The sequence below is a fragment of the Pandoraea eparura genome (assembly GCF_902459725.1).
GTDB classification, from domain to species: Bacteria; Pseudomonadota; Gammaproteobacteria; order Burkholderiales; family Burkholderiaceae; genus Pandoraea; species Pandoraea eparura.
In genome coordinates, this window is the sequence record NZ_CABPSH010000035.1 from 1 (window position 1) to 635 (window position 635).

1 protein-coding gene is annotated in these 635 nt (G+C 65.2%); it reads left to right on the top strand.

The window, feature by feature from the left end; translation table 11 throughout:
• Nucleotides 1-635 (top strand): autotransporter outer membrane beta-barrel domain-containing protein (locus tag PEP31012_RS23505; RefSeq protein ID WP_174978376.1); only part of this gene is annotated, 635 nt, incomplete at both ends.

The window sequence follows — 635 nt, forward strand, 5'->3', positions numbered from 1 at the left end:
GGCATGCCGGGCGAGTCGAAGGTCAACAGCGTGAGCGTGGGTCTGTACGGTTCGCACCTGGCGGCCACGAACTGGTTCGTCAACGGCGGCGTGTCGTACACGAATCACAGCGTGAAGACGGATCGCACGGTGGCCGCACGCAACGCGTCGGCCCGTCTGTCGGGCAAGACGAACGGTCAGACGTTCGGCATGTTCGGTGAAGTGGGCAAGCGCTTTGGCGTGTCGGGCGTGAACATCGATCCGTCGGTGGGCTTGCGTGTGGCGTCGACGCGACTCAATGCGTTCGACGAGACGAACCGCGATGGCCAGGGTAACGACGGCCTGAAGGTGGGTTCGCAATCGCAGACCTCGACGCGCGGTGTGGTGGGCGTGCGTCTGTGGAGCGAAGTGGCGAGCATCGCGGGCGGCAAGGTGGCCCCGTCGCTGCGCCTGTCGTACGAGCACGAGTTCGGCAACACGCAGAGCCGCCTGACGAACGCGATCTATGGTGCGCCGAGCAACTTCACGGTGAAGGGTCCGAAGCTGGGCCGCGATATCTTCACGGCGGATCTGGGCGTGGACATGCAGCTCAAGAAGCAACTGGAAGTGCGCGTGGGCGGCAACGTCAGCGTGCGCAAGGGCGAAAGCGCGCTGGG